Genomic DNA, 25,722 nt, shown 5'->3' with positions numbered 1-25,722 from the left:
TAAATCAACGCTCGCTTTCGTCTTCGTCGCGATATTTCCGCTCGTAGGGCAGCGTCAGGATTGCCGATCCGGCAGCCGCTGCGCCGAAAAGGCAGGCGAATGGCAGGATCACAAGGATGAGCGGCAGCGCCGGGTTGGCCGCGCGCGACACGAGCCGGCCGAGATTGCCGATATCGAAAACGACGAGCGAGATGGCGAGTGCCGCGCCGATCATCGCACCGAACAGGGTATGAAGTGCGAGAAAGCGTAGCATCATCGCGTGGTCGCGGCGCGCTTCCTCCGGCGTCAGTTTCGGTTTTCGGGAGCTGTGCAGGCGGGGTTCGGGCAGATGGGAATTGTTCCGGAATGCGTCCCGTATCCTTTGCCGGGCCGCCCTTTGCCTCAACCAGCTCGGTTTCAGCCAGTCGAACGGGTCGGGGCGTCCTGCCATGGAAAGCACCTGATAAACCGGCATTGCGTTGATCTCCTCTTCAACGCTTCATTTGTGGCGCGACAGGACGACGCGCTCAAGTGCTATTTTCGTCGTTTCTCATGGAACTGGCCGCGGTCCTGATTTCCGATCCGTGTGGCTGTGCTTGCCGCAGAAGGAGTAGGCCATAACCGGCAAAGCCGCAGATCCACAGGGCCTGCGAACCGTGCAGTACTCCGATCCACTGCGGATGAAGGGCATAGGCGAGCCGCAGGAGAAGTGCCGCGACAAGGCAGGCATAGGTGAATGAGCCGAGTATGGAGTGCTGGAACGACTGGCCATTGCGTTTGCGCACGATCGATGTGGCGATTGCGACCGCAAGCGAAGCAAGCCCGCCTATGGCAAGAATATGCAGCGGAAATGCGATCGGCAGGGTGCTTTCCGGCAGTGCCTGTATGGCGAGAAGCACGAAGCCGAGCCGTTTCGCGGTCATGGCGAAGGCCATGAAGGTGACGCCCGCATGGCGGAATGCTTGCCACGGGCGGATGTGGGCAAGCCAGGCCAAGCCACTGACGCCGGCGATAAGCGAGACCACGGCATAAGGAAGTCCGAACGCCCAGAGGAAAAGGGTTGCCAGGCTGAAAATCTGATGGACGCGTGAAAGCCACGGCGGCGGCATTGGTCGGGAAGGCTTTCCATCGCGGCTGCGGCCGGCATCGATGACCATCGGGAAGATGCGGTTGCCGACTTCGAAACAGATGGCGAGGATGAGGCAGAAGCCGAGCTGTACCGAGCCTTGCCAGAGGTCGAAGGCGGCGCTCAGGCCGGTGCCGGCATGGGCGGCGGCAAGCGCCAGCAGCGGGTAGGTTCGCTTGGCGCGCATTCGCAGAACCGGGATGCAGAGCGCCGCGACAGCCGAAAGGCCGATGAGCGCGCGCAGCCGCGCACCGAACTGGAGATCGAACAGCCCGGCGGTGAAGGCGAGCGCATGGGCGACAAGGATCACCCGAACCGTTGCATCTCTCAGGACCGGTCGGCCGATCTGGCGGGGCAGGGCTTTCAGCATGAAGCCGAACAGCTGCACCAGCATGAAGCCGAAGATCAGTTCGCCGGCATGATGCGAGAAGTCGCCCTGCCAGACCTGAGGAGGAAAGCCGATCGCACGTATTGCCGTCAGCGCGGCCAGAAGAAAGGCGAAACGGTAAAGGTCGAAAGGCGGCTTCGTCACCGCCGCCTTGTCACGCACCACCGGTCCATTCCCCCGAAAGAGGCATGGTGCCGAGGTCGAGCTGGTCGATAGCCCGGCAGGCAATGTGATCTACAATGTCGGCTATGTTTTTTGGGTTGCGATAGAAGGCGGGTACGGGCGGCATGACGGTCGCCCCCATTTCGGTAACCGCAACCATGTTGCGCAGATGGCCCAGATGCAGCGGGGTCTCTCGCGCCAGAAGGACCAGCCGCCGCCGTTCCTTCAGGTGCACATCCGCAGCTCGGGCAAGCAACGTGTCGGAAAGGCCTGCAGCGATGGCGGCAAGCGAGCGCATCGAGCAGGGAGCGACGATCATGCCGGATGTTCGAAAGGAGCCGCTGGCGATCGCCGCGCCGATATCGTTGACCGGATGATGCTGATGGGCGAGTTTGGACAGGCGGCCAAGCGCATCCGGCCCGAGTTCGTGCTCGAAGGTCCGCATTGCGGCGTCGGAAACGACGAGGTGCAGTTCGATCTCCGGCAGCTTTGCCAGAAGCTCGGCGATCCGCAGCGCGATTATGGCGCCGGACGCACCGGAGACACCGAGCACGACGCGCTTCATGGCTTGCCTCCGACAGGGCCAAGGCCGAGCTCGTCCCACATGGCCGAGACGCGATCCTGAGTTTCAGGGCTCATCGCCAGCACCTTGCCCCATTCGCGATCCGTTTCGGCGCCGATCTTGTTTGTCGCATCCAGCCCGAGCTTGCCGCCGAGCCCGTTTTTCGGCGAAGCGAAGTCGAGATAGTCGATCGGCGTATTGTCGAGCACGACCATGTCGCGCGAGGCATCGAACCGGGTCGACAACGCCCACACGACATCCGGCCATTGGCGGATATCGACGTCGGGATCGACCGCGATGATCAGCTTCGTATAGCTGAATTGCGGCAGCATCGACCAAAGGCCGAGCATGATCCGCCGCGCCTGGCCGGGATAGCGCTTGTCGACCGAGAAGACGATGGCGCGGTAGGAGCAGGCTTCCGGTGGCAGCCAAAGGTCGACGATCTCGGGAAACTGCTTTTTCACCAGCGGCAGAAAAAGCGCGTTCATCGCTTCGCCCATGACCGAAGGCTCGTCCGGCGGCCGGCCGGTATAGGTGGAAAGGTAGATCGGGTTTCGGCGCATGGTGATGGCCGTCACCTGCATTACCGGAAAGTTGTCGATGGCATTGTAGTAGCCGGTATGGTCGCCGTAAGGGCCTTCCTCGGCCGTCAGGGTGGCGGAAACGGTGCCTTCGATGACGATCTCGGCATTGGCCGGAACGAGCAGCGGCTGGGTTCTGGCCTTGACCACGCGCGTGCGGCGGCGGCGCAAGATGCCGGAAAAGGACAATTCGCTCATGCCTTCCGGCAGCGGCATGACGGCCGACAGGATGGTCTGCGGATCGGCGCCGATGACGATCGCAACCGGCATGTCCTTGCCATTTCTCTGCCACTGCCGGTGATGGCCGGCACCGCCGCGATGGGCGAGCCAGCGCATGATCAGGCGATCGCGACCAAGCTTCTGCATCCGGTAGACGCCCAGATTGACGTCATCCGGGTCGTCGAAGCTGCGAGTGACGACAAGCGGCCAGGTGACGAGCGGTGCGGGTTCGCCCGGCCAGCACCACTGGATCGGAAGCCGGTCGAGATCCACGTCGCCGCCTTCAAACCCCACATCCTGGCATGGCGCGGAGCCGACCTCTCGCACACCCAGCGAAAGTGCTGCGCGCAATATCGATAATTTGCCGATAGCCTGCTTCAAAGTGGCCGGCGGCTTCGGCTCACGCAGATCGCCGAGCAGCGCCGCGAGATCTCCGATCTTGCCGGGGGCCAATCCGAAGCCGAGTTCGATCCGCTCACGCGTACCGAACAGATTGGCAAGAAGCGGGATGGAAACGATGCGGCCTTGCGCATCTACGGGCTTCTCAAACAGCAGGGCCGGGCCACCCTCATGCAATACGCGCCGGTGGATCTCGGTGATCTCGTGGACAAGGCTTACCGGCCGGGAAATGCGTTTCAGCAGCCCGCGTCTTTCCAGCTCCCGGCAGAAATGCTGCAGATCGTCGTATCGTCCGGGAGGTCGGTCGACTATCGACTGCGCGAGGCGTTCGGGGTCGGTGGGGGAGGTTGAAGCTTGAGCCATGCTTCTGTGTGGCGGGAGATTTTCGCCAAGTCCTTGTCATAGCTCAACCCGTCGGGCGGGCTTGCCCCTTACTTTCGGTCGAATACCCGTTGTTCAACGCCCGGCCCGCCCATGCAGATACCCCCGATATTAACCGCACCGCTCTCGATGATCCCGATCCCGTTGATCGAACGGATATGTCGCCTCATGTTCGCCCGTATCGCCAGGGCGCATCCCGGTCTGTTCGACAGGCTGGGCGAGCACCGGGCAAAACGCTTCGCCTTCCTGCCGATCGACCTGCCGCTGGCCTTCGTCGTCGTGCCGGAAACCCAAGAGATATTCGTCCAACGCAAGCCGGCCGCGGTGACGGCGGATGCGGTAACCGAGGCGCCTCTCTTCATGCTTCTGGCGCTGATGGAAGGCCGTTGCGATGCCGACGCGCTGTTCTTCTCCCGTGATCTTTCGGTGACCGGCGACATGGAGGCGATGCTCGCCATGCGCAATGCGCTCGATGACAGCGCGATCGACCTCAAGAAGGATCTGGCGCGTTTGGCCGGACCCTTTGCCCCGATTGCCGGGCGGGTGATCGGCGAAATCCGCGACCGCGCCTTGAAGGAAGACAGGACGACAGGAGAACGCGCCCAATGGAGCTGATCTGCCCGGCAGGCACGCCTGCCGCCTTTCGCGAAGCGGTGGAGGCCGGTGCCGATGCCGTCTATTGCGGTTTTCGCGACGAAACCAATGCCCGCAATTTTCCCGGCCTCAACTTCTCCCGCGAGGAGCTGAAGGAAGCGATTGCCTATGCCAGACAGAGGGGTACGCAGACCTTCGTGGCGCTCAACACCTTCATGCGCGCCGGTGCGGAGGACATCTGGTACCGCGGCGCGGCCGATGCCGTGGCGATGGGGGCCGATGCGCTGATCCTCGCCGACTTCGGTCTGATGGCGCATGTGGCAGAGCGTTATCCGCAACAACGCCTGCATGTCTCGGTTCAGGCGTCGGCGTCCAATCCTGATGCGATCAATTTCCTCGTCGATGCCTTCAACGCCCAGCGCGTCGTGCTGCCGCGCACACTGACGATCGCCGATATCGCCCGGATTGGAAAAAGCATCCGCTGCGAAATGGAGGTCTTTGTCTTCGGTGGGCTTTGCGTCATGGCGGAAGGGCGCTGTTCGCTCTCGTCCTACGCCACGGGAAAATCGCCCAACATGAACGGCGTCTGTTCGCCGGCAAGTCATGTGCGCTACCGCAAGGACGGTGCCGACCTGGTCTCCGAACTGGGCGAATTCACCATCAACCGCTTTCCTGCCGGCGAGGCCGCCGGCTACCCGACGCTCTGCAAGGGGCGCTTCGATATTGCCGACAGCAACGGCTACGCTTTCGAGGACCCTGTCTCTCTCGACGTGATGGGCGAGTTGGAAGCGCTGCAGGCGGCCGGCGTCAAGGCATTGAAGATCGAGGGTCGACAGCGCGGCAAGGCCTATGTGGCGGAAGTCGTCGCCACCATGAAGGCGGCGCTCGACAGCCCGCCGGAACGCCGCGCGCCGCTTCTGGCGCGGCTGAGCACGATGAGCGAAGGGCAGAAGACGACGTCCGGCGCCTACGAGAAACGCTGGAGATAGAGACGATGACGCACGCAACGAAACCCGGCCTGACGCTCGGGCCGGTCTACTATCTCTGGAATACGGAAAAGTGGCGGGACTTCCATTTCCGTATCGCCGACGAAGCGCCGGTGGAGCGTGTGGTGATCGGCGAGACGGTCTGTTCCAAGCGGCAGCATTTTATCGAGCCGCACCTCACCGAGGTGGTCCAGCGGCTGGAAGCCGCTGGCAAGACGGTGGTTCTGTCAACCCTGGCGCTGGTGACGCTGAACCGCGAAACGAAGCAGATCCACGATGCGGCGGCGGCGAGCGAGCACCAGATGGAGGCGAATGATCTCTCGGCGCTGGCGATCCTGAAGGACAAGCCGCACACGATTGGGCCGCTGGTCAATGTCTACAACGCCCCGACCGCAAGGCTTCTGGCGGGCCGGGGTGCGACGCGCATCTGTCTGCCGCCCGAGCTGCCTTTTTCCTCGGTGAAGGAGATTGTGCCTGACTGCCCGGACATCGATTTCGAGGTCTTCGCCTTTGGCCGCATGCCGCTCGCCATTTCGGCACGCTGCGCCCATGCCAGATCCAAGGGACGGATCAAGGACAATTGCCAGTTCGTCTGTGGCGAAGACCCGGACGGCCTGCCGGTGAAGACGCTCGACCGGCAACCGTTTCTGGCGCTCAACGGCGTGCAGACCGTATCTTATGCCTGCCAGTCGCTGATCGGCGAACTGGATCATCTCGCCGATGCCGGTGTCCGTTCCTTCCGCCTGTCGCCGCAGGATTGCGACATGGTGGCGGTGGCGAAGCTTTATCGCGCGGTGCTGGATGGGGCGATGGATGCCGACGAGGCTGTGGTGAAATTGCGTTCGACCTATGCTGCGGCACCGCTGGCGAACGGTTTTCACCATGCGAGGGAAGGGGCCGCCTGGGTGGCCCGAACCCGCAGCCTTCAGGCGGCGTGGCCATCTTGAACCGCTGAGCGGGAAAAGGCGGCCGGCTCTCAGGCGAGGCCGGCCCTGCCCGGAGATAGGTCAGATTTCGAAGAAGTTTTCGAAGGATTCCGGAAAGTTCTGGCGGGCGAGCTTCTCGTTGATCACGAGCATCGATTCATAGGAGAGCGGATCGAAATCCTTGTCGACGGCAAGCACTTCACGGCCGAAAAGCAGCGAAAGCCGCGCGGCATCGAGATTGCCGCGCTCGAAGGGCTCGGTGCCGAAATGGTGCCACAGCGCATGCATGAAGGCTGCATCGACCAGGTGTTCTTTGGTACCCGGCCTTGCCTTGCGGGGCAACGCCTTGAGCGGCGTTACCCCTTTCGGGTTTGCCCGGCGGATGGTGAACTGGATCCCCGTGCTTGGCATGCCGCCCGGAAAGCCGCGGTGTTTGGTCATTTCGGGCAGGTTTGCCATCGTCTTGTTCCTTAAATCTTTGCGACCTTGTCGGCCGTCTTGGTGTCAAAATCAGAAGCGTCGTGACGCTCGCGCAGCTGTTCGGACGGTTCACCCGATGTCCGGTTGACCATCCGCCCGCGCTTCACCGCCGGCCGGGCGAAAACCTCCGCCGTCCAGCGCTGCAGGTTCGTATAGCTTTGAACGTCGAGAAAGTCACCGGCATCGCCGTAAGCCTCGCCGAGCGCAAGATTTCCGTACCACGGCCAGATCGCCATATCGGCAATCGTATACTCGTCGCCGGCCATATAGCGATTGTCGGCGAGGTGACGGTCGAGCACGTCGAGCTGGCGCTTGGCTTCCATCGCATAGCGATCGATCGCGTATTTGATCTTGATCGGAGCATAGGCATAGAAATGGCCGAAACCGCCGCCGACGAAGGGGGCCGAACCCATCTGCCAGAACAGCCAGTTCAGCGTTTCGGCGCGGGCACGGGTTTCCAACGGCAGGAAGGCGCCGAATTTTTCCGCCAGATAGGTCATGATCGAGGCAGATTCGAACAGCCGGATCGGTTTGCCGCCATCCTTCGGCGCATGGTCCATCAGCGCCGGGATCTTCGAGTTCGGATTGATGTCGACGAAGCCCGAGCCGAACTGGTCGCCCTGTCCGATATTGATCAGCCACGCATCGTATTCCGCACCTTCGTGGCCGGCAGCGAGCAGCTCTTCCAGCATGATCGTTACCTTGACGCCATTCGGAGTGCCAAGCGAATAGAGCTGCAGCGGATGCTTGCCGACAGGCAGTTCCTTCTCCTGTGTCGGACCGGCGATCGGCCGGTTGATATTGGCGAACTGGCCGCCATTGCCCTTTTCCCAGGTCCAGACCTTGGGCGGTTCGTATCCTGCAGGAAAATTGTCGGCGGGGGACTTGTCGGTCATGAAATGCATCCTTGGCTGAATTGGCACTCGGGCTGATTGCGTTGGCGATCGTATATATAGAAACGGAAAAGCGCCTTGCCCGCAGACAAAACGCTTTTCAAGGGAGGTTCAATTTTATTCAGCAGCCTCGGCCGGCGGCTTTGCATGCGGATAGCGCACGCCTTTAAGCATGCCTTCTATGCTGAGATCCTCGTCGAGATGCGGCCAGTGTAGACCATAGGGAGACAATTCGATCCGGTTGCGGTCCTGCATGGAGGCGGCAAGCAGCGACGGATACCACCAGAGCGGTGTCGCCAGAGACGCACCGTTTTCAAGGCGCACGATGAGATCGGTCTCCGTGCAATGAGCGCCAACCGGTTCGAGAAGGTCGTCCTCAATTTCCAAAATGCTCATGCACTTCTCCAGAAAAGCCTTTTGGTTGCCGCGTACGATGGCGAGAAGCGCGTTCAGCTCCTTTTCCGTGCAGCGTTTGTTACGTGCGATAGTCAAATGTTCGAGCCAGATCTTGGTTTCCTTCCTATCCCGGCGGATATGGATATGCGGCGGCTCGTGGTGGTCCAGGCTATAAAATTCAAAGCGCCAACCCTTCCATTCGAATACTTTTGGCATCGCCTCCCCCGAGGCGAATGACCATCACAGCGGTATCGTATCGTGCTTCTTCCAATGTGTCGTCACCTGCTTGTTGCGCAGCGATGCGAAGGCCCGTGCGATGCGGCGGCGGGAGGAGTGCGGCATGATCACCTCGTCGATAAAGCCGCGTTCGGCGGCAACGAACGGATTGGCGAAACGCTCTTCGTATTCCTTCGTCCGGGCCGCGATCTTGTCCGGGTCGGAGAGTTCGGAGCGGTAGAGGATTTCGGTAGCGCCTTTCGCCCCCATCACGGCGATCTCCGCCGTCGGCCAGGCGTAGTTGATGTCGGCGCCGATATGTTTCGACGCCATCACGTCATAGGCGCCGCCATAGGCCTTGCGGGTAATCAGCGTCACCATCGGCACGGTCGCCTGCGAATAGGCGAAGAGAAGCTTGGCGCCGTGCTTGATGACGCCGCCATATTCCTGTGCCACGCCCGGCAGGAAGCCCGGCACGTCCACCAGAGTCAGGATCGGGATCGAGAAGGCATCGCAGAAGCGCACGAAGCGCGCCGCCTTGCGGGATGAATCGATGTCCAGGCAGCCGGCAAGCACCATCGGCTGGTTGGCGACGACACCGACCGTCTGCCCCTCGATGCGGATGAAGCCGGTCATGATGTTCTTTGCAAATGTCGCCTGGATCTCGAAGAAATCACCCTCGTCGGCAATCGCCAGGATCAGCTCCTTCATGTCGTAGGGCTTTGCCGGGCTGTCGGGGATCAGCGTGTCGAGCCGGTTTTCGATACGCGCCGGGTCGTCATGAAACGGGCGGCTCGGCACCTTGTCGCGATTGTTGAGCGGCAGGAAATCGAAAAGCTGCCGAACGGCTTCAAGCGTTTCCACGTCGTTTTCGTAAGCCGCATCGGCGACGGAGGATTTTTGCGTGTGGGTGGAGGCGCCGCCGAGTTCTTCCGCCGTGACGATCTCGTTCGTCACCGTCTTCACCACATCCGGGCCGGTAACGAACATGTAGGACGTATCGCGCACCATGAAGATGAAGTCGGTCATCGCCGGAGAATAGACCGCGCCACCGGCGCAAGGCCCCATGATGACCGAAATCTGCGGGATGACGCCCGAGGCCTCCGCATTGCGGCGGAAGACTTCCGCATAGCCGGCAAGTGACGCGACACCTTCCTGGATACGGGCGCCGCCGCTGTCGTTCAGCCCGATAACCGGCGCGCCGACCTTGACCGCCATATCCATGATCTTGCAGATTTTTTGCGCATGGGTCTCGGAAAGCGAGCCGCCAAGGACCGTGAAATCCTGGGAAAAGACATAGGTCTGGCGGCCGTTGATCGTGCCCCAGCCGGTCACCACGCCATCGCCGGCGACCTTCTGTTCCGCCATGCCGAAATCCACGGCGCGGTGGGTCACATACATGTCGAACTCTTCGAACGATCCTTCGTCAAGCAGCACCTCGATCCGCTCCCGTGCCGTCAGCTTTCCCTTGGCATGCTGGGCGTCGATACGTTTTTGCCCGCCACCGAGCCTGGCCTCCGCACGGCGCCGTTCGACCTCGTTCAACACTGAGCGCATATTCCCTCCCTGAAATATTTCTCATTTGTAGCGCACGCGCCCCGTCGCGCAATGGCCTTCCTGCCAGTATGTAGTCTTCGGCGGCTATGACCTTGGTCTCGACACAAATGCCGGGGAAGCATCGCGCGACAACCTGAGAAGAGGACAGGACATGCAGGCTCTCGTACTGGAGCAGAAGGGTAAACTGGCGCTGAGGGAGATCGATCTGCCGCTCGATGTCGGGCCGGGCGATGTGAAGATCGAGATCGATACGGTCGGCGTCTGCGGTAGCGACGTGCACTATTACACCCACGGTGCGATCGGTCCCTATGTGCTGCGCGAGCCGATGGTGCTCGGTCACGAGGCGGCCGGAACGGTGGTGGAGGTCGGCTCCGAGGTGAAGGCCCTCAAGGTCGGCGATCGCGTCTGCATGGAGCCGGGAATTCCAAACTTGTCGTCGCGCGCCTCCAAGCTTGGCCTTTACAATGTCGATCCCGATGTCCGTTTCTGGGCGACGCCGCCGATCCATGGCGTTCTGGCACCCTATACGGTTCATCCGGCCGCCTTCACCTACAAGCTGCCCGACAATGTCTCGTTTGCAGAAGGCGCGATGGTCGAGCCGTTTGCGATCGGCATGCAGGCGGCCACTCGCGCGCGGCTGCAGCCGGGTGATGTGGCAGCTGTCATCGGCGCAGGCCCGATCGGCATCATGGTGGCGCTGGCGGCCCTTGCCGGCGGTTGCGCCCGCGTCTTCATTTCGGACCTGAGCGCCGACAAGCTGAAGATCGCAGCGCAATATCCGGGCATCATCCCGGTCAATGTTCGCGAACAATCCTTTGCCGAGGTGATTTCGGCCGAGACGTCGGGCTGGGGTGCCGATGTCGTGTTCGAAGCCAGCGGCAGCCCGAAGGCATTCCAGGGCATGTTCGACCTCGTGCGCCCCGGCGGCGCCTTCGTGCTCGTCGGCCTGCCGGTCGAGCCGGTGCCGTTCGACGTGGCGAGCGCGATCTCCAAGGAAGTGCGTATCGAGACGGTGTTCCGCTACGCCAACATTTTTGACCGGGCGCTGGAGCTGATCGCTTCGGGCAAGGTGGACCTGAAGCCTCTGATCACCGGAACTTTCGATTTCAGCCAGTCGATCGCTGCGTTCGAACGCGCTGCCGAAGGCCATCCGTCGGATGTCAAACTGCAGATCAAACTCAAGGGCTGAAAGCTGCGAAAGTCGGCCTTGAAAGGCCGGCTGGCAATATGGCGCACGCGATTTATCGGCGCGTGCGCCTTGACCTTTGGGTCTCCCTTTGTCATTTGACGCCCCTTGATTGACAAAGCGCCTGTTTCGGGACGAACCCCGTTGGCGCTCTACACAGAGATAAGCAAATGGCCAAGGCTACATCTTCGGCGCCCTCCCAGCGCATGCTTCGCGTTGGCGAGCAGGTTCGCGCCGCCATCACCCAGGTGCTGCAGCGTGGTGAAGTGCGCGACGACCTGATCGAAAAGACGGTGGTTTCCGTGTCGGAAGTGCGCATGTCGCCCGACCTGAAGATCGCCACCGCCTATGTGACGCCTCTCGGCGTGACAGACCGCCAACCGGTGATCGAGGCCTTGAACCGCCACGGGAAGTTCATTCGCGGCCGTCTGGGTGGTCAGCTGCGCCAGATGAAATACATGCCGGAAGTCCGCTTCCGCGACGACACGAGCTTCGACAACTACAAGAAGATCGACGAGCTGCTGCGCTCGCCGGAGGTCCAGCGCGATCTCGGCGACGACGGCGACGACAACAAGTAATCTTAAAGAGTACGCATGTCCAAACCACGCAAACCCAAGGGCCGGGCGGTTTCCGGCTGGCTTATCCTCGACAAGCCGGTGGATTTCGGCTCGACCGAAGCCGTTTCCAAGATCAAGTGGCTCCTGAACGCCCAGAAGGCCGGCCACGCCGGCACGCTCGATCCGCTTGCTTCCGGCATGCTGCCGATCGCGCTCGGTGACGCCACCAAGACCGTGCCTTACGTCATGGACGGTCGCAAGATCTACGAATTCACCGTCACCTGGGGCGAGGAGCGTTCGACGGACGATCTCGAGGGCGAAGTCACCGCGTCGTCCGAAGCGCGTCCGCAAGAGCAGGCGATCCGCGATATCCTGCCGAACTATACCGGCGTCATCAATCAGATCCCGCCGCAGTTTTCGGCGATCAAGATCGCCGGCGAGCGCGCCTACGACCTCGCCCGAGAAGGCGAGACGGTCGAGATCCCGTCGCGCGAGGTGGCAATCTTTCGCCTGACGCTGCTTGGCGTCGAGGCCGACAAGGCGCATTTCGAGGTTGAGTGCGGCAAGGGCACCTATGTGCGCTCGCTTGCCCGCGATTTCGGCCGCGACCTCGGCTGCTACGGTCACGTTTCAAACCTGCGCCGCACCTTTGTCGCACCGTTCGGAGAAGACCGCATGGTGCCGCTCGCCGATCTCGTGGTGCTGGAAAAGATCGAGGATCGCGACGAACGCCTTGCAGCATTGGATGCTTATCTGATCGATACGGCAGAAGCCCTGTCCTCGCTGCCGCATCTGCCGGTAACCGAAGACCAGGCGCATCGCATCAGGATGGGCAATGCCATCATCCTGCGTGGCCGTGATGTCCCGGTCGAGGAGCCTGAGGTCTATGCGACGGTCCGTGGCAAGCTGCTGGCCATCGGCGAGATCGGTCAGGGCGAATTCCGGCCGAAACGGGTGTTCGCCTGATCCCGGGCGTGCCTCTTCCAATTGCAGGCTGAATAGTCTATAGGCAGCGCCAGCCAAAGGGGCTGCCTTCGGGTATCGCTTTTGCATTCACGGCCAAGGCTGGACGACATCCCGGCCTTTGGCGACCTTATTTCCTCTTCATGTAAAGGATCAGACGATGTCGATCACTGCAGAACGTAAGACCGCCCTCATCAAGGAATACGCAACCGTCGAAGGCGATACCGGTTCGCCGGAAGTCCAGGTTGCCATCCTCACCGAGCGGATCAACAACCTGACGGAACACTTCAAGGGCCACAAGAAGGACAACCACTCGCGTCGTGGCCTTCTGACCATGGTTTCCAGCCGCCGTTCGCTTCTTGACTATCTCAAGAAGAAGGACGAAGGCCGTTACACCAAGCTGATCGGCGCCCTCGGCATCCGTCGCTAATCGTTCTCGGCGGGCGCTTCCATAAGGAAGCGCCCGCCGGCTCTTTTCGGCATCTTTCAAGTTGCCAGGACTAAGGTGGACCCGGATGGGCCGGTTTCGCCAACAGAACCAGACCTGTCATGGGGCAGGATTGCCGGATGCTTTTGATCGGAGCCGCCAAGCGGCTTCGGTCAGTCGAACAAAGTTTCCTGTTGTCTTGCCCGTGATGTGTCGCATTGATTGCGGTCGATGTGCTGACGTCTTTCAAAGACGAGGCTGCGTTGCCGCATTGAAGGACAGTAGATGTTCAATACCCACTCCGTCGAAATCGAATGGGCCGGCCGCACGTTGAAGCTGGAAACGGGCAAGATCGCCCGCCAGGCTGACGGCGCCGTTCTCGCCACTTACGGTGAAACCGTCGTTCTCGCCACCGTCGTTTCGGCCAAGGCGCCGAAGCCGGGCCAGGACTTCTTCCCGCTCACCGTCAACTACCAGGAAAAGACCTATGCTGCCGGCAAGATCCCGGGCGGCTATTTCAAGCGCGAAGGTCGTCCGTCGGAAAAGGAAACGCTGGTTTCCCGCCTGATCGACCGTCCGATCCGCCCGCTCTTCCCGGAAGGCTACAAGAACGACACCCAGGTCGTCGTCACCGTCGTCCAGCACGACCTTGAGAACGATCCGGACGTATTGTCGATGGTTGCCGCTTCCGCTGCACTGACGCTCTCCGGCGTTCCCTTCATGGGCCCGGTCGGCGGCGCACGCGTCGGCTACATCAACGGCGAATACGTTCTGAACCCGCATCTCGACGAGATGGAAGAGTCAGTTCTGGATCTGGTCGTTGCCGGCACCCAGGACGCCGTCCTGATGGTTGAATCGGAAGCCAAGGAACTGAACGAAGACGTCATGCTCGGCGCCGTCATGTTCGGCCACAAGGGTTTCCAGCCGGTCATCGACGCGATCATCAAGCTCGCTGAAGTAGCTGCCAAGGAGCCGCGTGACTTCCAGCCGGAAGATCATTCCGAACTCGAAGCCGAAATGCTGAAGCATTTCGAAGCCGAGCTGCGCGAAGGTTACAAGATCACCCAGAAGGCTGATCGCTACGCCGCCATCGACGCCGTCAAGGCAAAGGTCAAGGCGCACTTCTTCCCGGAAGGCGTCGAGCCGAAGTACACCGCCGAAGTCATCGGCGCCGTCTTCAAGCACCTGCAGGCAAAGATCGTTCGCTGGAACATTCTCGACACCAAGAGCCGCATCGACGGCCGTGATCTGTCGACCGTCCGTGCGATCGTCTCCGAAGTCGGTCTGCTGCCGCGCACCCACGGTTCGGCCCTTTTCACCCGCGGTGAAACCCAGGCGATCGTCGTTGCCACGCTCGGCACCGGCGAAGACGAACAGTATGTCGACAGCCTGACCGGCATGTACAAGGAGCGCTTCCTGCTCCATTACAACTTCCCGCCCTACTCGGTTGGCGAAACCGGCCGCATGGGTTCCCCGGGCCGCCGCGAGATCGGTCACGGCAAGCTCGCATGGCGCGCTATCCGTCCGATGCTGCCGTCGCCTGAACAGTTCCCCTACACGCTGCGCGTCGTCTCCGAGATCACCGAGTCGAACGGCTCGTCCTCGATGGCAACCGTCTGCGGCACCTCGCTCGCTCTGATGGATGCAGGCGTTCCTTTGGCAAAGCCGGTTGCCGGTATCGCCATGGGCCTGATCCTCGAAGGTGATCGCTTCGCTGTTCTCTCCGACATCCTCGGCGACGAAGACCACCTCGGCGACATGGACTTCAAGGTTGCAGGTACCGCCGACGGCATCACCTCGCTGCAGATGGACATCAAGATCGCCGGTATCACCGAAGAGATCATGAAGGTCGCGCTTGCTCAGGCGCAGGGCGGTCGTACCCACATTCTCGGCGAAATGGCCAACGCCATCTCCGAAGGTCGCTCGCAGCTCGGCGAATTCGCTCCGCGCATCGAAGTGATGAACATCCCGGTCGACAAGATCCGCGAAGTCATCGGTTCGGGCGGCAAGGTCATCCGCGAAATCGTCGAAAAGACCGGCGCCAAGATCAACATCGAAGACGACGGCACCGTCAAGATCGCCTCGTCTTCCGGCAAGGAAATCGAAGCGGCCCGCAAGTGGATCCATTCGATCGTTGCAGAACCGGAAATCGGCGTTGTCTATGAGGGCACGGTTGTGAAGACCGCCGACTTCGGCGCTTTCGTCAACTTCTTCGGCGCCCGCGATGGCCTCGTCCATATCTCGCAGCTGGCAAGCGATCGCGTTGCCAAGACTTCGGACGTCGTCAAGGAAGGCGACAAGGTCTGGGTCAAGCTGATGGGCTTCGACGAGCGCGGCAAGGTTCGCCTGTCGATGAAGGTCGTTGACCAGGCTACCGGCCAGGAAATCAAGAAGGCCGACGGCGACGCAGCTGCCGAATAAGCTTTCGCTTGATCGAAATGAGAGGCGCGGAAGTTTCTTCTTCCGCGCCTTTTCTTTATCCGTAGACGAACACCCTCTTCACTAAGGTCCGCACCCATGAGCCGCGACGCGCTGAAAACCCTGTTCCATCCCTTCGTTACCGATGCCGTGCCGATGCCCGGCGAAGGCGAGCGGGTGATCTTCCTGGGCGCCGAGGCCGGCAATGCCCGCCCGGAAGGTTTCAATGCGGAGATTACCTTCGTCCAGCCGTTCCGCCCGCTTTTCCGCGCCTTGCGCGACAATGCGTTTCCGGAAGCGGAGGGCGAGGATTACGATGGCGCGCTGATTCTGTGTGGCAAGCACCGTGGTGACAACGAGAACCGTATTGCCGAAGCGCTTGCGCGGGTGAAGGTGGGCGGGCTGATCGTCGTGGCCGGGTCTAAGGAAGACGGCATCCAGTCGCTGCGCACCCTGCTGCTGAAACTCGGCATCCCGCTCGACTACACGCCGAAATACCATGGCGTCGCCATCTGGTTCGCGCGGCCGGAAGATGCCGGCGATGCCATCAAGACATTGAAGAAGACCGCTGTAACGGTCGAGGGACGCTTCCAGGCGGCTCCGGGCATGTTCAGCCATGATCGCGTCGATGCGGGCTCCGAGCTTCTCGCAGGCCGCTTCCCGACCGATTTCGACGGCAATGTCGCCGATTTCGGCGCCGGCTGGGGCTATCTCTCCGTCATGCTGGCGGAAACGTCGCCGCGTGTACACCGTATCGACCTGTTCGAGGCCGACCACCGGGCGCTGGAATTCGCCAAGCAGAACATCGCGCATAACTGCCCGGATCTCGAGGCACGCTTCTTCTGGCAGGATCTCGGAGCCGAGCCGCCGAAGGAAAAGTATGACATGGTCATCATGAACCCTCCCTTCCACGAAGCACAGGCTGCCGACCCGGAACTGGGCCGCACGATGATCCGCACGGCTGCTGCAGCGCTGAAGCAGGGCGGTCGCCTTCTGATGGTCGCCAATCGCGGCCTTCCCTATGAGACGGTGCTTGCCGAAGCATTCCGCGAGCACGGCGAAACCTGCCGCAATTCAAAGTTCAAGGTTCTCTGGGCGAAGAAGTAACCCGAGGACAAGCTCTCATCATCGTCACTTGCCTGATGCCGTCGATACAAACTAGGGTTGTTTTCGGTGGCATCGGGGGATGATCGCATGAAGGGGCTCGTCGCAGGTTTGACTTTATGGCTGACGACCTCAGGCGTCGTCTGCGCCGGGGCTGAGCGTATCACCTGGGAATGGTACAACGCGGCCGAAGTCCATCAGCGTGGCAAGGTCAATCGGCATGACAGCCCGAGGCTTGCCGCACACTATTTCCGGCTGGCTGCCGAAAAGGGCAATGCCGCCGCCGCTTACAAGCTCGGAGAAATCTACGAGAACGGGCAGGGGCTTGCCGCCGACCCGGTGCAGGCCTTCTACTGGTACATGCGGGCAGCCTCTAAGAGCGACAAGCACGGCCAACTGAAGATCGGCTGGTGTTATCAGAAGGGCATTGCCGTGGAAGCCAATCCGCAGATCGCGGCGATCTGGTACCGGCTGGCTGCCGAAAATGACAATATCTGGGGCTACCACATGCTTGGCTTCATGCTGGCTGATGGCGAGGGCATGCCGCGGGACGCAGCGCTTGCCCGCCGCTATCTGGAACTCAGCCTACCGAAAACGAAGGATCACTGGGCCAAGTGGAAGCTGGCCCTGCTGATCGCATCGGAGGAGCCTGCGAGGGCGAAGGCGCTGATGAAGGAAGCGGCTGCGGCCGGCAATATGCAGGCGGCGGAGGATCTGAAGACGCTGCCGTGAAATGGAAAGGGCCCGCGCATCAGGATGCACGGGCCCTTTTTCAATTCATCCAGTCAGCGCTTATTCAGCGTCTGCCTTGCGCAGGTTGTCGAGTGTCGGCAGCGAAGTGATGCTGTAGCCGGCGTCGACATAGTGGACTTCGCCGGTCACGCCGCGGGACAGGTCCGAGAGAAGATACAACGCGGAGCCGCCGATATCCTCGATCGTCGCGGTGCGGCGAAGCGGAGCGTTTTCCTTGTTCCACGCATAGATCGCGCGGGCATCCGAAATGCCGGCGCCGGCGAGCGTGCGCACGGGGCCTGCCGAAATCGTGTTGACGCGGATGTCCTGCGGGCCGAAATCGGCCGCCAGATAGCGCACGGAGGCCTCTAGAGCAGCCTTGGCAACGCCCATGACGTTGTAGTTCGGAATGACGCGCTGCGAGCCGTTATAGGTCAGCGTCAACATCGAGCCACCGTTGGTCATAAGCGGCGCCGCCCGTTTGGCGATCTCGGTGAAGGAGAAACAGGAGATCACCATCGTGCGCGAGAAGTTTTCCCGCGTCGTGTCGGCGTACTGGCCCTTCAGCTCGTTCTTGTCGGAAAAGCCGATTGCGTGGACGATGAAGTCGAACGAACCCCAGCGCTCCTTGATCGCGTCGAAGGTCGCATCCACGGATGCAATGTCTTCCACGTCGCACGGGATGACGAAGTCCGAGTTCACTTCGGCTGCCAGCGGTTTGACGCGCTTGCCGAGCGCATCGCCCTGATAGGTGAAGGCAAGCTCGGCGCCTTGCGCCGCCAACGCCTTGGCGATGCCCCAGGCGATGGAATGGTTGTTGGCAACGCCCATGATGAGGCCGCGTTTGCCCTGCATGATACCGGTCATGGGCGATTATCCGTTGTAGCGCTGGAATACGAGCGTGGCGTTGGTGCCGCCGAACCCGAAGGAATTGGAAAGGACCGTGTCGATCTTGGCATTGTCGATGCGCTTGCGCACGATCGGCACGCCGTCGAATTCCGGATCGAGGGTCTGGATATGGGCGCTTTCGCCGATGAAGCCGGCCTGCATCATCAGCAGTCCGTAGATCGATTCCTGCACGCCGGCTGCACCCAACGAGTGGCCGGTCAGCGACTTGGTCGACTGGATATGCGGGATCTTGTCCCTGAAGACTTCGCGGATCGCGCCGATTTCCTTCGAATCACCCACCGGCGTCGAGGTGCCGTGGGTGTTGATGTAATCGACTTCACCCTTCACGGTGGACAGAGCCTGACGCATGCAGCGGATCGCGCCTTCGCCCGACGGAGCGACCATGTCGTAACCGTCCGAAGTTGCGCCGTAACCGGTGATTTCCGCATAGATCTTGGCGCCGCGGGCCTTGGCATGTTCCAGTTCTTCGAGAACGAGAACGCCCGCACCACCGGCGATGACGAAACCGTCGCGATCGGCGTCATAGGCGCGCGATGCGGAAGCGGCGTTGTCGTTGTACTTGGAAGACATGGCACCCATCGCGTCGAACAGGTTCGACATGGTCCAGTCGAGATCTTCATGGCCGCCGGCGAACATGATGTCCTGCTTGCCCCACTGGATCATTTCCGCAGCATTGCCGATGCAGTGCGCAGAGGTCGAGCAGGCCGACGAGATCGAGTAGTTGACGCCGTGGATCTTGAACCAGGTGGCAAGCGTGGCCGACGCCGTCGAGGACATCGCCTTCGGCACGGCAAACGGGCCGATGCGCTTCGGGCTGTTGTTCTTGATGGTGATGTCGGCGGCTTCGATCAGCGTGCGGGTGGAAGGACCGCCCGAACCCATGATGATGCCGGCACGCTCGTTTTCGGCGTAGTCCTTCTCTTCCAGGCCGCTGTCGGCCAGCGCCTGCTTCATCGCGACGTGGTTCCATGCTCCGCCTTGGGAGAGGAAGCGCATCGCGCGGCGATCGACGAGATCCGTCACGTCGATATCCGGCTTGCCCCACACCTGGCACTTGAAACCGTGCTCGGCAAAGTCGGGGGAAAAGGAAATGCCGGACTTTGCCTGCCGCAGGGATTCGGTGACTTCGCCTGCATCGTTACCGATCGAGGACACGATACCGAGGCCCGTGACAACTACCCGTCTCATCTGATCTAACCCTTGTTGTTTCCGTCAGTTGGCCCTTGAGCACTAAGGCTTAGGCCGTCTTGTCCTTGGACAGGCCGACACGCAGGTCGCTTGCCTGATAGATGGTTTCGCCATCGGCCTTCAGCCAGCCGTCGGCGGTGCCGAGCACGAGGCGGCCCTTCATGACGCGCTTGAAGTCGATGCCGAATTCCAGAAGCTTGGTGGTCGGGCGGATCATGCCCTTGAATTTCACTTCGCCGGTCGAAAGCGCCATGCCGCGGCCTTCTTCGCCCAGCCAGCCGAGGAAGAAGCCGGTCAGCTGCCACATGCCGTCAAGGCCGAGGCAGCCCGGCATGATCGGGTTGCCTTCGAAATGGCAGGGGAAGTACCAGTCGTCCGGCTTCACGTCGTATTCGGCGCGAATATAGCCCTTGTCGAAGGCGCCGCCGGTTTCCGAAATGTCGGTGATGCGGTGAACCATCAGCATCGGCGGCAAAGGCAGCTGCGCATTGCCGGGACCGAACAGGTCACCGTGGGCGCAAGCGATAATTTCTTCGTAGCTGTAGCTGGACTGTCTGGTGGTCATTGAAATCCGCGTCCCCCTAAGATCGCTAGTGTCTGGTCGGCCGCAGCTTTAGGGCAAGCGTGGCCGAAATTGAAGCGTTCAACCTTCCGGGCACGGGGTATTGTGAGCCTGGAACGCCGTTTTCTCAGGTCCGCATATAGGAAGCGGAGCCCGCAAACCAGAGGTTCCGCTATAAATTCCGAAGATTTGCGGCCTCCTGCGTGTATCCGACGCGGGAAACTGTTGAATATGGAGGCAGCAAAAGTTATATCGCAAAGTCTACAAGTATCGTCAGTTGCGGGAGCTTCAGGACAGAATGGCAGAAGCCATGCCGGACATCGAAGTGAAATTGCGCCACCACGGCCTGCGGCCGACGCGTCAGCGCGTTGCCTTGGGCGATCTTCTGTTCGCCAAGGGGGATCGCCATCTGACCGTGGAAGAACTGCATGACGAGGCGGTTCTCGCCGGCGTGCCGGTGTCTCTGGCAACCGTCTACAACACGCTTCACCAGTTCACCGAAGCGGGCATGATCCGCGTCCTGGCCGTCGAAGGTGCGAAAACCTATTTCGACACCAACACGTCGGATCACCATCACTTCTTCGTCGAAGGACGCAATGAAGTTCTGGACGTGCCGGTCAACAATCTGGAGATCGGCAACTTGCCGACGCCGCCTGAAGGCATGGAAATCGCCCATGTGGATGTCATCATCCGCTTGCGCGAGAAACGTTCCTGACGCTCAGCGCCGTCTTTTCCGTTTTAGCGGCTTCATAGCCTCTTCCGGCGGGCGGCCAGGCCGTGGCCGGTAGCGTGGCAGCGTCCATCCATAGTGGATCGCGCCGCCGCGCAACGCAAAGGCGATGATGACGCCGAAGCCGGCGCTTACGACCAGCGGCTGGCCCGCGGCGTGGACTGCGGTGAAGGCGCCGGCCCCCGCGAGCGCTGCAGTGATATAGATTTCCGGACGCAGCAGAACGGATTGCTCGTTGGCAAGAACGTCGCGCAGCACACCGCCGAGCGTTGCAGTCATGATGCCGGTGACAATGGCAATCGTCGGTGAGCCTGTGGCCGCCATGCCCTTGGCGGCGCCGAGCACGCAATAGGCTGCAAGCCCGATCGCATCGAGCCAGATCAGCAGCCGGTAACGCCACTCCACCTGATGGGCGGTGAAATAGACGAAAGCGCCGGCGACAACGCTGATGATGATATAGGCCGGGTCCATGACCCAGAAGACCGGCCGATCGAGAATGAGGTCACGCACCGTGCCGCCGCCAAGCCCGGTAACGGCTGCGAAGAACAGGAATCCGATGAAATCGAGTTCCTTGCGTGAAGCGGCGAGCGCCCCTGTCGCGGCGAACAAGGCGACGCCCGCATAGTCGAGGATCATCAGCAGGGACATTCAAACTCTCCAGCGTCGCGCAAGTGGTGGCGGTTAGGTAGCAGATATAATCCGCGCCACCCGCATGCGTCATCCGCTGCCGGATGGCGTGAACAGATCAATTTCGTCGCAATGGTGAGGCCCGTGAAAAAGCGCCTGGTCACGATAATTCAAGCAATTGCCCTTGTGGTCGCCATGCCCTTGGTGGCGAGCGCCCAGCAGGAACTGGTCACCGACCCGGAAATCTTCGAAAAGAGCCATTTTCAGGAAACCTGCAAGGCTGCCCAGTTCGGCGCGAACTTCATCCGCCGTTTCGACATCAACAACGACAACATCCCGGATGTCGTCGTCAATCATGGCGAACTGACCTGTGACGGCGTGCGCGGTCCCGGTTGCAATGCCGATGGCTGCCCGCAGAATTTCTACATCCAGGCGAGAGAGGGCGGTTACATCATGATCGCCACCGCCCAGGTCTACGGCTACGATTTCGTCAAGTACTTCGGCAACATGGTGTTTCTGTTCAAGATGCATCCGCGCTTTTGCGAGCGCACCGACGGAACCCCTTGCGAAATGCGGGTTCGCGTGCGCGGCGGCCGTTTCGTTACCATCTCGAAGAAGTAGGCGATCAGATCCGGCCCATCAGCCGGTAGCCGATCAGCGCCATCCACTCGCGCACGGCGGTGGCCGTCAGCTGGGCGTTGAGCGCCGGCTGGGTGAAGTCGAAACCTAGCGACAGCCTGCCGCTGGTGCGGAAATCGACGGGCCACGGCGTCGCTTCGATACCCGATCTGCCAAACAGCGCGACGGAGCGTGGCATATGGAATGCCGAGGTAATGAGCAGGCAGTCGGTGAGGCCCTGCGCCTTCAGGAGGTCGGCGGTGTTGAGCGTGTTTTCGTAGGTGGTGCGCGAGGTGTTTTCCTTCACCATGCGCGCAGCATCCACACCGAATTCGGTGAAGAAGCGCTCCGAAGCCTGCGCCTCTCCTTCATAGACGCCGCTGAACGAGCCGTCGCCGCCGGAAATCAGGATGCGCGACTGCGGATATTTCAGCGCGAGCCTCAGCGCTTCGACAAACCGGTCGCCGGCCTGGTTGAACTCGATGCCGCCGCGCGCCGTGGTTACCTCGTTTTCGAAGGCGCCGCCGAGCACGATCATGCAGGATAGCGTCTCCGGGTCAGCGGTTGGCTTGGCATACTGATCTTCCAGCGCCTGCAGCGCGACCGCGCCGGAACTCGTATAGAGCGTCACGAAAAGAACGGCCGCGCAGAGCATGGCCGAGGCACCGCCGAGTTTTCTCAGGCCTAAGACAGAGAGCAGCGCGGCGCAGGCCGCCAGCAGGAAGGCGACGGAAAGCGGCTGGGAAACCAGCCAGATCAGTTTGGACAGGAGAAACATGTTGGCCGCCGCGGTGATTCTTGTCGCGCCAGTCTATAGTGTACGGCGGCGGGCGTGAACGATCGGCTGCTGGAAATGCAGGTGCAGGGATCGTGGCAGAAGTGCTGCCGCTGTCGCCACGGCAAGCGTTAGCAGCGCAACGATCCAAAGCGCCTGGCTGCCGATATTGTGCGTCAGCAGTGCGCCGGTAACCGCGCCGGAGGCCATCCCGGTCCAAGGCACGCACTGGATCAGCCAGCCCTTGGGATTACGGTCGCCGACCACGAACCGGCCGATGCCGCGGCCGAAGCGGGAGAGTGCTCCGGTCACATAGGTCAGTCCGATCGGCAGGCCTTCGATCTGCTCGACGGTAGCGTTGATCATGCCCATCGCCAGCACGACAAGATAGAATTGCAACTCGAGATGATCTGCCGGAACGACTGCCGCAAGCCCGAGAAGAATGGCAACGCCCGACAGGACCACGAATGTACGACGGGCGGAAACCGTATAGGCGAGCACAATGCCGAGCGCATTACCGAGGACGAAGACCCAGAGCGCGATGAACAGCGTGATCGCATGGCCATAATCGCCATCCGCGAAGGAAAGCGCGGCGCGGGTCGTATTGCCGCTCATGAAGGAGACGAAATCGCCGGACAGGATCAGCCCTGCGGCATCCGTCATGCCGGCGATGAAGGAGATCGCGGCAACCAGTACGAGGCCGGTCGTCGTGCGTCGTTGGCGGATGATATGGCGGCGGCGCTGGCGTGTCATGGGCGCTGAAGTGTCACGGGTGAGGATGGATCACAGGGGCTGGTTGCATTCCCTATGAGGCACCGAAGCACGTCATTGATCTAGAACAATCTTCGCGAGGAGGACGAAAAATCGTGCGCGATCAGAGCCCGGCTATCCCGGCTATCAATGATCGGCGAGCCAATTCCGAAGGCTCAGGGCTGCGGCACGCCCGGTTGCAAGGCAGGCTGTCAACAGATAGCCCCCGGTCGGAGCCTCCCAGTCGATCATCTCTCCCGCGGTAAAGAGGCCGGGGCGTGCCGTCAGCATGTAGTGCGCATCTATGGAACTCCAGGAAATCCCGCCCGCCGACGAAATCGCCTCCGAAATAGGCCGGGTGCGGACAAGCGGGATCGGCAAGGCCTTGATCAGGCGCGCCAGTTCGTCAGGCAGCATCCGGTTGGCATCCGGCGCAAGTTCACGCATCAGCGCCGCCTTCGCGGCATCGAGCCCCGCCCCCTTGCGCAGCCGGTTGGAAAGGCTCGCCTTTCTATCCTGTCGGGATAGATCGCGAACGAGGCGCTCACGGCTGCGTCCGGGCATGAGGTCGACATTCAGGGCGGCATGTCCGTGCGCGGCAAGCCGATCGCGCAGGGCTGCCGCATGGGCATAGACCAGACTGCCTTCGATACCGTGTCTGGAAATGACGAACTCGCCCTGGATCGTACCGGCATCCGATGTCGTCGCGACCGATTTCAGCGGTGCGCCGGCAAAGCGTTCCGCGAAGATGTCACTCCAGGCGACATCGAAGCCGCAATTGGCCGGCTTCAGCGCATCCACGCCGATGCCCTGCTCGCTCAGCCACGGCATCCACGCGCCATCCGAGCCGAGGCGCGGCCAGCTGGCGCCGCCGAGAGCAAGTAGCGCCGCATCCGGCTGGATGGTGAGGTCACCGTCGGGCGTCTCGAAACGGTAGCCGGTGCCGGAAAAACCGGTCCAGCGATGGCGTGTCTTGAGCATCACGCCCTGCGCCTCCAGCCGCTTCAGCCAGGATCTGAGAAGCGGCGAGGCTTTCATGGCGGTCGGGAAGACGCGGCCGGACGTGCCGGTAAAGGTTTCCGTACCGAGGCCGGCCGCCCAGGCCCGCACATCATCGGGTGTGAAGGCGTCGAGGGCCGGTCGAAGACGGGCGGAAGACGAGCCGAAGCGCTCGGCAAAGCGGCTGTACTCTTCCGAATGCGTGATGTTGAGGCCGGACTTGCCGGCGAGCAGAAACTTGCGCGCGAACGTCGGCATCGCGTCGTAGACGGTAACCAGCAGCCCCTCGCTGGAAAGCACTTCCGCCGCCATCAGTCCCGCCGGACCGCCGCCGATAATCGCAACCTGTTTCGTCATGCTCCTCGGTTACGGCAGTTCGCCGGTTTTTGCCATAGCTGGTCGCCCGCAGCATCGCGCCGCGTCAGGACAAAAGCGCTTCCGTCAGCGGATGATGCGGGTCGGCGAGCCCGTCGAGGACGTTGAAATGGTGGCGATCGGGTTCCTCGACGCAGGCCGTCTCCGCCCCCAGCCCCTTCCAGATATTGGCGAGCAGGGCGTTCTGGCGCACAAATTCCGACCGTTCCGACGCGCCCACCCAGCAGGTCAGCCGGGTGCGGGCAATCGGCTCCAGCAGGGCCGGGCTTTCCAGATAGGCCTCCGCGACATCGATCCGCTGCTTGTCGTTCATCCGGGTATTGATGATGGGCCGCAGATCGTGGACGCCGGAAATCGAAACCACGTTGACGATCCGCTTGAGGATCTCCGGCGGCAGGGGCGAAGTCGCCGATACCATCCGCGTCACCAGCTGTCCGCCGGCGGAATGGCCGGCAAGGCGGATCGGGCCGTAGACGATGCCGGCTGCAGCCTCGATCGCCTGGCCGATCTCGCGGGTAATGCCGGAAATACGGTTTTCGGGCGCCAGCGTGTAGCTCGGCATCGCAACCGCATAGCCGGTCTCCACCGCGCCGCGTGCGAGATGCGACCAATAGCTGTTGTCTAGCCCGATCCAGAAGCCACCATGAACGAAGACCACAAGCCCGAGCGGGTCGCCGGCGGGAAGAAACAGGTCGAACCGGTTGCGCGGCTTCTCGCCATAGGTCAGGCCGAGTTTCGCCTGGCCGGTCTGCGCCATCCGGTCGCGATACTCTTTCGCAGGCTCCACCCATGCACCCGGCCAGCGATCGCCCTGCGGAATGTTGATCCCGTTTGCATAGGCGTCGTCCCAGTCGGTGATCTTGTGGCGCATGCAGTTCTCCTTTGATGTTTGCCGCTCGACCGAGATGGCGCATCCGCTGGCGCTTCGTGGCGTCTGCCAGGCAGGAAGCCCATTCC

The 25,722-nt window shown here is 61.7% G+C and carries 28 protein-coding genes; 12 read left to right on the top strand and 16 right to left on the bottom strand.

Going from position 1 to position 25,722, the window contains the following annotated elements; genetic code table 11:
• Nucleotides 1-4 precede the first annotated feature (4 nt).
• From AC0JZ4_RS05390 to AC0JZ4_RS05375, 4 genes are all read right to left on the bottom strand, one after another.
• Nucleotides 5-430, bottom strand: coding sequence for a hypothetical protein (locus tag AC0JZ4_RS05390; protein WP_471885398.1), 426 nt, complete (start codon nucleotides 428-430; stop codon nucleotides 5-7).
• Between the two features lie 76 nt (nucleotides 431-506).
• Nucleotides 507-1,655, bottom strand: a complete 1,149-nt coding sequence (locus AC0JZ4_RS05385; protein WP_471885397.1) for an NnrS family protein — start codon at nucleotides 1,653-1,655, stop codon at nucleotides 507-509.
• Nucleotides 1,648-2,220: a UbiX family flavin prenyltransferase gene (locus tag AC0JZ4_RS05380; RefSeq protein WP_471885396.1), complete on the bottom strand. Its 573-nt coding sequence runs from the start codon at nucleotides 2,218-2,220 to the stop codon at nucleotides 1,648-1,650. Before AC0JZ4_RS05380 ends, AC0JZ4_RS05385 begins: the two co-directional genes overlap by 8 nt.
• Nucleotides 2,217-3,779 (bottom strand): UbiD family decarboxylase, encoded by a 1,563-nt coding sequence (locus tag AC0JZ4_RS05375; protein WP_471885395.1) that lies wholly within the window; start codon nucleotides 3,777-3,779, stop codon nucleotides 2,217-2,219. The genes AC0JZ4_RS05380 and AC0JZ4_RS05375 overlap by 4 nt, the downstream gene beginning before the upstream one ends.
• Nucleotides 3,780-3,890: 111 nt before the next feature.
• Here AC0JZ4_RS05375 and ubiT point away from each other — a divergent pair, with 111 nt between their 5' ends.
• Genes ubiT through ubiV form a run of 3 tightly spaced genes read left to right on the top strand, consistent with a single transcriptional unit; the run spans nucleotide 3,891 to nucleotide 6,324 of the window.
• Complete coding sequence (ubiT, locus tag AC0JZ4_RS05370; RefSeq protein ID WP_471885394.1) at nucleotides 3,891-4,412, top strand: ubiquinone anaerobic biosynthesis accessory factor UbiT; 522 nt, start codon at nucleotides 3,891-3,893, stop codon at nucleotides 4,410-4,412.
• Nucleotides 4,403-5,380: a ubiquinone anaerobic biosynthesis protein UbiU gene (ubiU, locus tag AC0JZ4_RS05365; protein ID WP_471885393.1), complete on the top strand. Its 978-nt coding sequence runs from the start codon at nucleotides 4,403-4,405 to the stop codon at nucleotides 5,378-5,380. The genes ubiT and ubiU overlap by 10 nt, the downstream gene beginning before the upstream one ends.
• Before the next feature lie 5 nt (nucleotides 5,381-5,385).
• Nucleotides 5,386-6,324 (top strand): ubiquinone anaerobic biosynthesis protein UbiV, encoded by a 939-nt coding sequence (gene ubiV / locus AC0JZ4_RS05360; RefSeq protein WP_471885392.1) that lies wholly within the window; start codon nucleotides 5,386-5,388, stop codon nucleotides 6,322-6,324.
• 60 nt (nucleotides 6,325-6,384) lie between these two features.
• On the opposite strand, the gene AC0JZ4_RS05355 is transcribed toward ubiV, so the two are convergent.
• The 4 genes from AC0JZ4_RS05355 to AC0JZ4_RS05340 all read right to left on the bottom strand — a co-directional run bounded on the left by AC0JZ4_RS05355 (nucleotide 6,385) and on the right by AC0JZ4_RS05340 (nucleotide 9,845).
• Nucleotides 6,385-6,762, bottom strand: a complete 378-nt coding sequence (locus tag AC0JZ4_RS05355; RefSeq protein WP_471885391.1) for a hypothetical protein — start codon at nucleotides 6,760-6,762, stop codon at nucleotides 6,385-6,387.
• An 11-nt stretch (nucleotides 6,763-6,773) separates the two neighbouring features.
• Nucleotides 6,774-7,679, bottom strand: coding sequence for a glutathione-dependent disulfide-bond oxidoreductase (yghU, locus tag AC0JZ4_RS05350; RefSeq protein WP_471885390.1), 906 nt, complete (start codon nucleotides 7,677-7,679; stop codon nucleotides 6,774-6,776).
• A 114-nt stretch (nucleotides 7,680-7,793) separates the two neighbouring features.
• On the bottom strand, nucleotides 7,794-8,288 hold the full coding sequence (locus tag AC0JZ4_RS05345) for a DUF2442 domain-containing protein (RefSeq protein ID WP_471885389.1): 495 nt from the start codon (nucleotides 8,286-8,288) through the stop codon (nucleotides 7,794-7,796).
• A gap of 24 nt (nucleotides 8,289-8,312) precedes the next feature.
• The gene (locus AC0JZ4_RS05340; RefSeq protein WP_471885388.1) at nucleotides 8,313-9,845 is read right to left on the bottom strand and encodes an acyl-CoA carboxylase subunit beta; all 1,533 of its coding nucleotides are present in this window, start codon (nucleotides 9,843-9,845) and stop codon (nucleotides 8,313-8,315) included.
• A gap of 151 nt (nucleotides 9,846-9,996) precedes the next feature.
• Here AC0JZ4_RS05340 and AC0JZ4_RS05335 point away from each other — a divergent pair, with 151 nt between their 5' ends.
• The 7 genes from AC0JZ4_RS05335 (at nucleotide 9,997) to AC0JZ4_RS05305 (ending at nucleotide 17,232) form a co-directional block, all read left to right on the top strand.
• On the top strand, nucleotides 9,997-11,034 hold the full coding sequence (locus tag AC0JZ4_RS05335; RefSeq protein ID WP_471885387.1) for an NAD(P)-dependent alcohol dehydrogenase: 1,038 nt from the start codon (nucleotides 9,997-9,999) through the stop codon (nucleotides 11,032-11,034).
• 167 nt (nucleotides 11,035-11,201) lie between these two features.
• The gene (gene rbfA, locus AC0JZ4_RS05330; protein WP_471885386.1) at nucleotides 11,202-11,609 is read left to right on the top strand and encodes a 30S ribosome-binding factor RbfA; all 408 of its coding nucleotides are present in this window, start codon (nucleotides 11,202-11,204) and stop codon (nucleotides 11,607-11,609) included.
• Between the two features lie 15 nt (nucleotides 11,610-11,624).
• Nucleotides 11,625-12,554, top strand: coding sequence for a tRNA pseudouridine(55) synthase TruB (gene truB, locus AC0JZ4_RS05325; RefSeq protein ID WP_471885385.1), 930 nt, complete (start codon nucleotides 11,625-11,627; stop codon nucleotides 12,552-12,554).
• A 157-nt stretch (nucleotides 12,555-12,711) separates the two neighbouring features.
• Entirely contained in the window at nucleotides 12,712-12,981 is a 270-nt protein-coding gene (gene rpsO / locus AC0JZ4_RS05320) for a 30S ribosomal protein S15 (protein ID WP_471885384.1), read from the top strand.
• A gap of 282 nt (nucleotides 12,982-13,263) precedes the next feature.
• Nucleotides 13,264-15,399: a polyribonucleotide nucleotidyltransferase gene (gene pnp, locus AC0JZ4_RS05315; protein WP_471885383.1), complete on the top strand. Its 2,136-nt coding sequence runs from the start codon at nucleotides 13,264-13,266 to the stop codon at nucleotides 15,397-15,399.
• Between the two features lie 96 nt (nucleotides 15,400-15,495).
• Nucleotides 15,496-16,503, top strand: coding sequence for a class I SAM-dependent methyltransferase (locus AC0JZ4_RS05310; RefSeq protein WP_471885382.1), 1,008 nt, complete (start codon nucleotides 15,496-15,498; stop codon nucleotides 16,501-16,503).
• Between the two features lie 87 nt (nucleotides 16,504-16,590).
• Nucleotides 16,591-17,232, top strand: a complete 642-nt coding sequence (locus AC0JZ4_RS05305) for a tetratricopeptide repeat protein (protein WP_471885381.1) — start codon at nucleotides 16,591-16,593, stop codon at nucleotides 17,230-17,232.
• A 60-nt stretch (nucleotides 17,233-17,292) separates the two neighbouring features.
• Here the strand turns inward: AC0JZ4_RS05305 and fabI are convergent, their stop codons facing one another.
• Genes fabI through fabA form a run of 3 tightly spaced genes read right to left on the bottom strand, consistent with a single transcriptional unit; the run spans nucleotide 17,293 to nucleotide 19,894 of the window.
• On the bottom strand, nucleotides 17,293-18,099 hold the full coding sequence (gene fabI / locus AC0JZ4_RS05300; RefSeq protein WP_471885380.1) for an enoyl-ACP reductase FabI: 807 nt from the start codon (nucleotides 18,097-18,099) through the stop codon (nucleotides 17,293-17,295).
• A gap of 6 nt (nucleotides 18,100-18,105) precedes the next feature.
• On the bottom strand, nucleotides 18,106-19,329 hold the full coding sequence (gene fabB, locus AC0JZ4_RS05295; RefSeq protein WP_471885379.1) for a beta-ketoacyl-ACP synthase I: 1,224 nt from the start codon (nucleotides 19,327-19,329) through the stop codon (nucleotides 18,106-18,108).
• A gap of 49 nt (nucleotides 19,330-19,378) precedes the next feature.
• Nucleotides 19,379-19,894 (bottom strand): 3-hydroxyacyl-[acyl-carrier-protein] dehydratase FabA, encoded by a 516-nt coding sequence (gene fabA, locus AC0JZ4_RS05290; protein WP_471885378.1) that lies wholly within the window; start codon nucleotides 19,892-19,894, stop codon nucleotides 19,379-19,381.
• 295 nt (nucleotides 19,895-20,189) lie between these two features.
• Between fabA and irrA the strand changes: the two genes are divergently transcribed.
• Nucleotides 20,190-20,606 carry an iron response transcriptional regulator IrrA gene (gene irrA, locus AC0JZ4_RS05285; RefSeq protein ID WP_471885377.1) on the top strand — a complete coding sequence of 139 codons (417 nt, stop codon included), beginning with the start codon at nucleotides 20,190-20,192 and terminating at the stop codon, nucleotides 20,604-20,606.
• Nucleotides 20,607-20,609: 3 nt separating this feature from the next.
• On the opposite strand, the gene AC0JZ4_RS05280 is transcribed toward irrA, so the two are convergent.
• Nucleotides 20,610-21,269 carry a trimeric intracellular cation channel family protein gene (locus AC0JZ4_RS05280; RefSeq protein ID WP_471885376.1) on the bottom strand — a complete coding sequence of 220 codons (660 nt, stop codon included), beginning with the start codon at nucleotides 21,267-21,269 and terminating at the stop codon, nucleotides 20,610-20,612.
• Between the two features lie 174 nt (nucleotides 21,270-21,443).
• On the opposite strand from AC0JZ4_RS05280, the gene AC0JZ4_RS05275 reads away from it, so the two are divergent.
• Nucleotides 21,444-21,869, top strand: a complete 426-nt coding sequence (locus tag AC0JZ4_RS05275; protein WP_471887800.1) for a hypothetical protein — start codon at nucleotides 21,444-21,446, stop codon at nucleotides 21,867-21,869.
• A gap of 4 nt (nucleotides 21,870-21,873) precedes the next feature.
• Here the strand turns inward: AC0JZ4_RS05275 and AC0JZ4_RS05270 are convergent, their stop codons facing one another.
• The 4 genes from AC0JZ4_RS05270 to AC0JZ4_RS05255 all read right to left on the bottom strand — a co-directional run bounded on the left by AC0JZ4_RS05270 (nucleotide 21,874) and on the right by AC0JZ4_RS05255 (nucleotide 25,636).
• Nucleotides 21,874-22,644, bottom strand: a complete 771-nt coding sequence (locus AC0JZ4_RS05270) for a YdcF family protein (protein ID WP_471885375.1) — start codon at nucleotides 22,642-22,644, stop codon at nucleotides 21,874-21,876.
• 33 nt (nucleotides 22,645-22,677) lie between these two features.
• Entirely contained in the window at nucleotides 22,678-23,394 is a 717-nt protein-coding gene (locus AC0JZ4_RS05265) for a YoaK family protein (RefSeq protein WP_471885374.1), read from the bottom strand.
• A gap of 144 nt (nucleotides 23,395-23,538) precedes the next feature.
• Nucleotides 23,539-24,747 carry a TIGR03862 family flavoprotein gene (locus AC0JZ4_RS05260; protein ID WP_471885373.1) on the bottom strand — a complete coding sequence of 403 codons (1,209 nt, stop codon included), beginning with the start codon at nucleotides 24,745-24,747 and terminating at the stop codon, nucleotides 23,539-23,541.
• 64 nt (nucleotides 24,748-24,811) lie between these two features.
• Nucleotides 24,812-25,636, bottom strand: a complete 825-nt coding sequence (locus AC0JZ4_RS05255) for an alpha/beta hydrolase (protein ID WP_471885372.1) — start codon at nucleotides 25,634-25,636, stop codon at nucleotides 24,812-24,814.
• Between the last annotated feature and the right edge of the window lie 86 nt (nucleotides 25,637-25,722).

The organism is [Rhizobium] kunmingense, assembly GCF_977018605.1.
Note: the sequence above shows the minus strand (reverse complement) of the source record. Positions and strands in the feature narration are given on the sequence as shown.